This is a genomic window from Bartonella sp. AD328YNZD, assembly GCF_042196425.1.
In genome coordinates this window covers 1-7405 of record NZ_JBHIQG010000101.1, presented here as the reverse complement: position 1 = coordinate 7405, position 7405 = coordinate 1, and the positions used below count along the sequence as shown (strand labels likewise).

General features: G+C 36.3%; 4 protein-coding genes and 2 pseudogenes. 3 read left to right on the top strand and 3 right to left on the bottom strand.

Going from position 1 to position 7405, the window contains the following annotated elements:
- The first annotated feature begins 455 nt into the window (after positions 1–455).
- A complete protein-coding gene (gene rpmF / locus ACFIO3_RS06225) occupies positions 456–635 on the top strand; it encodes a 50S ribosomal protein L32 (RefSeq protein WP_005774555.1) in 180 nt (59 codons plus the stop codon).
- Positions 636–2153: 1518 nt separating this feature from the next.
- Positions 2154–2945: pseudogene (locus ACFIO3_RS06220) on the top strand (tyrosine-type recombinase/integrase); the annotation flags it as partial.
- Between the two features lie 906 nt (positions 2946–3851).
- On the opposite strand, the gene ACFIO3_RS06215 reads toward ACFIO3_RS06220, so the two are convergent.
- The 3 genes from ACFIO3_RS06215 to ACFIO3_RS06205 form a co-directional block, all read right to left on the bottom strand.
- Entirely contained in the window at positions 3852–4436 is a 585-nt protein-coding gene (locus tag ACFIO3_RS06215) for a CarD family transcriptional regulator (protein WP_273790499.1), read from the bottom strand.
- A 303-nt stretch (positions 4437–4739) separates the two neighbouring features.
- The gene (gene fdxA / locus ACFIO3_RS06210; RefSeq protein ID WP_015856977.1) at positions 4740–5081 is read right to left on the bottom strand and encodes a ferredoxin FdxA; all 342 of its coding nucleotides are present in this window, start codon (positions 5079–5081) and stop codon (positions 4740–4742) included.
- 21 nt (positions 5082–5102) lie between these two features.
- On the bottom strand, positions 5103–6689 hold the full coding sequence (locus ACFIO3_RS06205) for a hypothetical protein (protein ID WP_375614516.1): 1587 nt from the start codon (positions 6687–6689) through the stop codon (positions 5103–5105).
- A gap of 576 nt (positions 6690–7265) precedes the next feature.
- Here ACFIO3_RS06205 and ACFIO3_RS06200 point away from each other — a divergent pair.
- Positions 7266–7405, top strand: a pseudogene (locus ACFIO3_RS06200) (RNA polymerase factor sigma-32); the annotation flags it as partial.

The following is a 7405-nucleotide window of genomic DNA, read 5'->3' as shown; positions in this document are numbered from 1 at the left end:
TTTTGCAAGAAGGGTGGTAAATTCGTGCATTCTTGCTTCCTTTGTTTTTACAAAAATGAAATTATGAAATTTAAAGAGAAAGATTGTCACTTTTTCTTGTTTTCATAAATTGGCGTCATTTTTTATTAAAAATCAACTTCTCTTTTTATCCGTATCTCTACTGTATGCGCTAATCCCTTTTGAAACCAAATAAAAATTAAATGAAGGTCTTATAAAAAAGCTTTCATTGGTGTATAAAATTCTCAAATTTTGCAGTGTTTTTGATATTCATTTGATTATTGTGACACCATTTTTTATAATAAGAAGGTCATTTTTAGTAAGAGGAGGATCATTTTGACATTGCCTCTTCTTTTTTATCAGTGTATAATATCTTCAAATTTTATGGTGTTTTTAAATGAAGCATTGTCATTTTTGACATTGCTTTTTCTGTTTTAATGGATTTGGAGTGTCTTTTTATGGCTGTACCTAAACGAAAAACCTCTCCAGCGAAGAGGGGCATGCGCCGTTCGGCTGATGCTCTGAAGGCGCCGACTTATATCGAAGATAAAAATTCTGGTGAATTACGTCGTCCTCATCACATTGATTTGAAAACGGGAATGTATCGTGGGCGTTCCGTTTTAGTAGTTAAAGACTGAGCGCTTTCTTTCTTTTCCATTGGTGAACTTCTTTTATTTCATCGATCAATGCACGCTTGGGGCGTGCATTTTCGCTTTAAGATGAATGTTGAGGTTCCCTTGCATCGTCTTCTATCGATGTGGAACAGGGAATGTATCGTGGGCGTTCCGTTTTAGTAGTTAAAACTTTAGCGTTTTCTTTCTTTTCCATTGGTGAACTTCTTTTATTTCATCGATCAATGCACGCTTGGGGCGTGCATTTTCGCTTTAAGATGAATGTTGAGGTTCCCTTGCATCGTCTTCTATCGATGTGGAACAGGGAATGTATCGTGGGCGTTCCGTTTTAGTAGTTAAAGACTGAGCGCTTTCTTTCTTTTCCATTGGTGAACTTCTTTTATTTCATTAGTGAATGCATTGGGTAAGATGCGTTTTTCACTTTTTCTTGAAAACATGTGTGGGATAAAGTTTTTCTGTAGAAAAATGATTCTATTGTGGGAGATGATTTTCTTGTTTTCTTGGGAGGCTATAAAGGATTGCTTGTATCAGTGTCTTTTATGATGACTTCGTTAAGAGCTTGGGTATTGATATAAGTTAGCTCAGTAATAGAATCATTTTGTATCACACTTAATCTTTATTGACCGTAGAGAGAATCCTATTAGACCGTTAAATATCGTCTTTAAGGCGGTTGATCCATGTAAGGCTTTAAGCATAAAGCATAACGGTGTTTTTTATGAGAATATTTAAGGCAATGGTTTGTCTATAGACTTATATTGTGACATGTGATTCTCCTTAAAAAATAGAGATCGACATTACATTGATTTATAGAGATCATTTGTTGTTTTGCGCCTTAAATGGAAGATCTATCGTAGAGATTTTCTCATTTCAAATTTTTCCCTATGTTGAATCAATGACAATCACTTGCTTTTCGGTCACAAGTGGGGCTGGCATGTGGGTAAAAACTCTATAAAAAAGGAAAAAATGTCTATAATGAATATTTTCAAATGTAAGAATTGTTGTAACATTGGGGTTAAGTGTATGCTGATATCAGCGTGCTTTCTTATGAGCAGAAAAGAGAAAACCGTTACAAGACAAAAGCTATACAGATTCAATAATCTTTAGTGCTTTTTATGATAAAGGTATATGAGACTCTTCTATAAATATCACGCTGTCTTTTCATATTTTTGAACTAAGAATTTTCCATATATTTTTCGTATTTTTGTGAATATAAGGGATTTGTTGGGAACAGCTTGTAAAAATAAGTAAACTTAAAACCAAATATGTTATGTGTGGGGGTAGCAAAGTATTTTACAAAGCCGGTACGTTTTTCCAGTTCATAGCTGGTTTATGAATGATTTTATAGTGGTGCTTACCTAAGTTTATGATTTTTTTGTTATCTGTTAATCACTATACAACATATTGATTTATATATATAATTCACTTTTTTCAAATCTCTCTATCTAGAATCAATCAAAACCACTCGCTTGCACGTCATAAGCGGGATAAGTGTGTGGATAAAATTTGTATAAGAAAGGACTAGAAATGGTTCTTATGAATTGTCTTAAGTGCCAAGGGCTGTCGCAACACCCACGAGCTGGAAAATATAGTGATGGTGCCGGCTTGCTTCTTCACAAACGTAAGAGATGGGGGTGGTCAATGGACTTAACGTTATACCATTCATGGTCGGCGCCGTGAAATGGGCTTGGGTGCCTTGCGAGATGTTTCTTTAAAACAAGCCCGTAAATGTACAAATTAATGGTGTTCTGTTTTGCATGAGGGGCGTGACCTCATTAAAGAACGTGATAAACAAAAGCGTGAGGCAATGCGTAATCTCCATTACTTAAAAGATATTGCTCTAGATGCTTTTGAAAGCCGTAAAGCTGAACTAAAAGGAGATGGTAAAGCTTGTGATTGGTTTTCACCCTTACGCCTTTATATTCTCCCTAAATTAGGCTGTCTGCCTGTTTCAGAGATTACGCAAACTGAGAAGTATTCTTGTCTCTATTTGGCATGCAAAAGCTGCAACAGCAGATAAAGCACTGAAGCATCTTAATCTTTGTCTCAAACATGCGGTTGCTTTGGGTTTGGATGTTGATTTACAAGCAAAAAAAGCACGCGCACTCTTAGGCAAACAACGTCATAAAACCACTCATAGACCAGCCATGGATTGGAGAGATGTTCTTTCCTTTTATAAGTTACTCTGTAAAACACAAAACATAACACAATTGGCTTTGCGTTTGCTTATCCTGACAGGCGTTCGTATTAATCCTTTGCGTCATATTCGTGAATCAGATTAAAGATGATATATGGACAATTCCTGCTGAGAATATCCAATCTTTAGAAGTCTGTTTGAAATAGAGATTAAGACTTTTAAGAGTTCTATGAATCATTCTAGATTTTTTGTGTTCGATTGGAGTAAGAATATTGCGTATATCTCCTAATCTCTGAAATAAGAAACCTCATTTGGGAAAAGTATGAAATTGAAAGGGCAATGCTAACGTTCATTTTTATTGTTATTTTTTAAGTGAGCTTTACTGCTTTCAAAAGTATTTGGAATGCCTTTTACAGAATGGAGATGATGGTTTTAGTTCATGTTTTTTTTATCGCGTTCTTTAATGGGGGGAATGCTTCTCATGCAAAATAGAGCGCCCAATACAAAATATGCTTATGTTGTACTGTCACGCTTTTTTTAAAGGAATATTTTTCAATATTTGTGGCATCCATTTTATGACGGCGTTTTTGAATGTTATAATGGTTTTGTAGAAGGGTAAATGGTAAAGTCTCGGGTGTAGTGTATAAACGGCACTATGCTCTTTACGCTTAAATAAAAAAGCAAGCCCCCGCCCCTTACACATCTTGCCAGATTCCAATGTTGGTATATCCTTTGGTGCTTGAGACAGTATCTCACTCTTTTTATACAGTTTTTACCCACAGATCAGCTCCTCTTGTGATTGACAAGCAAGTGATTTGATTGCTTCAACATGAGAGCAATTTAAAATGAGAAATCTTACCATATTCAAGATTCTAATTTAATATGAATAATGCTAGATTATGATGATTAATCAGTTTGTTATCTATGAAGAAAGAAAATAAGGAGGAGGAATTTGTCGAAAAGTTAGATTGTTTATAGATTGGCGCTGGTTAAGAAACTTTGTCCTTAAGGGCAGAGAGGATGTTAAAAAATAAAACCAGCTTTTCGCTGGTTTTATCGAAATATCATCATTATGATGAAAGAGTGTATTATGCAGCGTAGACAGCTTTACTGTTTTCATCTGTTTCTTCTCTCTCAGTTTTAAACTCGCGTTCCGGCTTGTTGGAGAGATGCATCTCTATGAGATTGATCGCTTCTGTTTCAGAAAGACTATTGATAACCGCAATTTCACGGGCCATTCTTTCAAGAGCAGCTGTATAAAGTTGGCGCTCAGAGTAAGATTGTTCAGGCTGTAGATTAGAGCGGAAAAGATCACGGACCACTTCGGCGATACAAATAAGATCTCCTGAGTTGATTTTAGCATCATATTCTTGTGCACGACGTGACCACATGGTGCGTTTAACGCGTGCTTTTCCACGTAAAACTTTTAAGGCACGTTCGACAGAATCACTAGCAGATAATTTACGCATTCCAACGGAAAGGGCTTTTGCAATGGGGACTTTGACATCCATCTTATCTTTCGCGAAATGAATGACAAAAAGCTTTAATTTATGTCCTGCAACTTCTTGATCTTCAATCGCTATAATTTGTCCTACTCCATGCGTAGGGTAGACGATATATTCAGAGGTTGCAAATTCTTTGGTCTTGGAAGACGTTCCATGTTGGGATGCCATATTTTAGTTTACTCCCTTATGATCAACAAATGTATCGGAAAACAGGTTATAAACCTGAGGGTTGAGTTTTCTTTAACCAAGTATATTGTACCAATTAAGTGAGCATAAAAGCCGAGTACTTTTAAATCAAAAAAAAATACACCGCTTTACTATAACAAGCAAAGAAAAATACTTAGAAAGATGATCATGTTAAAATAACACTAACATCAAAATTTAAAAGAATCAATCATTTCGCTTAAGGATTTTTTATTTTTACAAGAGAAGTCTTTCAATCGTTGAAGGAGGAGAGTGTACACTTTATCATTACTCTTCGCCACTTCCTGGATTTTCTGAAAAATACTTTTCTAATTTATTTGGAACACCATCCATTTCTTTTGCTTGAGGAAGAGGATCTTTTTTGGTGGTTAGATTAGGCCATTTGTTTGCATAATGAAGATTGAGTTCTAACCACTTTTCTAATCCTGGTTCTGTATCAGGTAAAATCGCTTCTGCTGGGCATTCTGGCACGCAAACACCACAATCGATGCATTCATCGGGGTGAATAACAAGCATATTTTCCCCTTCATAAAAACAATCAACTGGGCAGACTTCAACGCAATCGGTATATTTGCAGTGAATGCAGTTGTCGGTTACTACGTGGGTCAAGATCAAACTCCATTTGTTACTTTAATTCTCTTTAGAGGAAAGTGTGTGCGTGTTTTTATGATTGGTGAGTTGATCGCGTAGTACAGCTAGTTTCGCAAAAGGTGAATCAGGATTAAGGCGCTTTTCTTTTTGAAAGGGCTTATGATTTGCATGTTTTCCTTGGGATTTGTGGAACTTATGAGAGCGTTTTGCTTGTGATGGTGCTTCTTGAGGGGAATTTTCATTTTTGTATTCCGCTTTTTTTACAGCGTTCTTCGATTTATTTTGCCACTTATTTCCTAATTTATCACGTTTTTTTTGTGCATGGTGGGGAAATTGATGCTTATAATGCCATAATAAAATAACTTTATCTTCTTCTGTAGAGCGAGGGGATTTGGCAAAATTCCCAACAGGTTCAGCTGCTGGTAAGCGATTGGTTTTATGGAGATGTTGTTCAATACTAGAGGATAAAGTGTTTGGGAATGAGGTATTTTTTTCTTCTCGTGTTGTTTCTAAATCGCTTATTGTTTGCCATTGACTTCCAACGCATTCTGCTGCAGGAACATCTTGCATTGCCCTATTGACAGGGGAAGAGGCTTGGTGTGCAAAGAGATTTTGTTCAAAAACAGTATTGTTTATGCTGTACGATTGATAACCAAGTCCTTTGAGGATTTCTTCCATATCGTTTCCATTGGCCCCAAGAATGGACATCATGGCTGGTGTAACAAAAAAACTTTTGCCATCATAGGCTCCATCGGGTTTAGGATCACTTCCTTGTTTCCAATGAAGTGCGGGACGGATGAGATTGGCAAGACGTTCTAAAATATCAATCCGTACAGCACGTTGTCCTAAGATTCGGTAGCCGGCTAATTGATAAAATTGGCGGTTATAGGTAGGATCAACAATCAAAGAGGTTCGACCAGCAGATAATGCTGAAAAAATTTCACCCAAACCAGTTTGATCTTGTTCCGCATTTTGAAGATTCCACAGGAGAGTAATGGCTTGAACCGGAGTAGGTTTAAGCATTCCGGCAACATAGATATGAAAAGCGCCAAAACGCACGCCTAGACGTCGAAGAACGGCACGTGATTCTTGTGCAAGGTTTTTGACAATGTCTAAGACTTCGCGGCGTGGTAAAATCCCTAAAGAGTTAAAAAGTTGTAAAGCAAGACTGTTTGTTGAATCCGTTAAATTATCAGCATTGCGCAAATCAAACAGGGGTTTTAAAGTCGTTTCAAAATGAAAGGTGACAAAGCGTTCTAATCGTTTCACAACGTTATTGCGGGATTCTCCCGTGAGTTGTTCATCTGCTAAAACAATCAGTTTTGGTTTGAAAAAATCTTCTGTTGCTACAAGTTGTCCTACGGGTTGACCAATCCAGCGCACAATTCCATCAGAACTGAGGGTAAAATCTCCATTTGCACAAGCACAAAAACGTGTCGCGCGTTTGGAAAAAGCAAGAATCAAATTCTCATTCTCTATTTCTGTCGAAATTTGCTTCCCAGCTATTTGATCGGTACTGTTTTTGTTGGCATAAAAACGAAAACCTTCAAATTTACCCCTTCCGTGTTTTTCAATGAGAATATCATCTTGAAGAATCTCATTCTGTTGAACAATCTTGCTATCCATGATCATTTTCTTTCTCAGTGTGGCACTGGTCAAAAGCTTTTTGCGATAATTTCATAATGGTGCTCTTTCTTTAACACGTTTGTTGCGTTTGCTTCAATCACTCTTGTCATTTTTTGCTGTTTCTTTGCGCCTTTAAAACTTGAATGATTCTTTTTTCATTCAGTTTTCATTCAGTTTAGATGCTTTATATTTGCAAATTACACTTATTAGTTGTATTGTAAAGCTGAAAGCATAAATAAATTCTTCAATTTAAAAGGAAACGGAACCGGTTATCAAAAAACGGCATTTCTTTTGCATGATCACTTTATTTTTTTGCTGTTTTGTCATGAAAAGTGAAAAGAAAGTTTTTTCAAATATTTCATAGGCTAAAAGGCATATTGTAAAGGCATTTTGCAGGTGAAATTGTGTCTTATGACAAGAAGTTTTACCATGACAGTAAAAAAAACAATTGCGATTATAAAATTACACGTTAAAGTAGTGGTTACAGAAGTTAACAACTTTTGCGTTCTTTTTAAGCGAAGAACAATGATGTCGTTGCCAAATCAATTTTGATAAATTTAATCGCAAGGGGTTATTATGGGTAATCTTTCAAATGCTGTTTATAAAAGCAGCAAAAATTATAGCGATGCAGACAAAAGCTTAGGACGTAATATGATGCGTTCTGCTATGCAAGCACCTTATCTTGAACGACAAAAAGAGCATGATTTGGCTCTGCG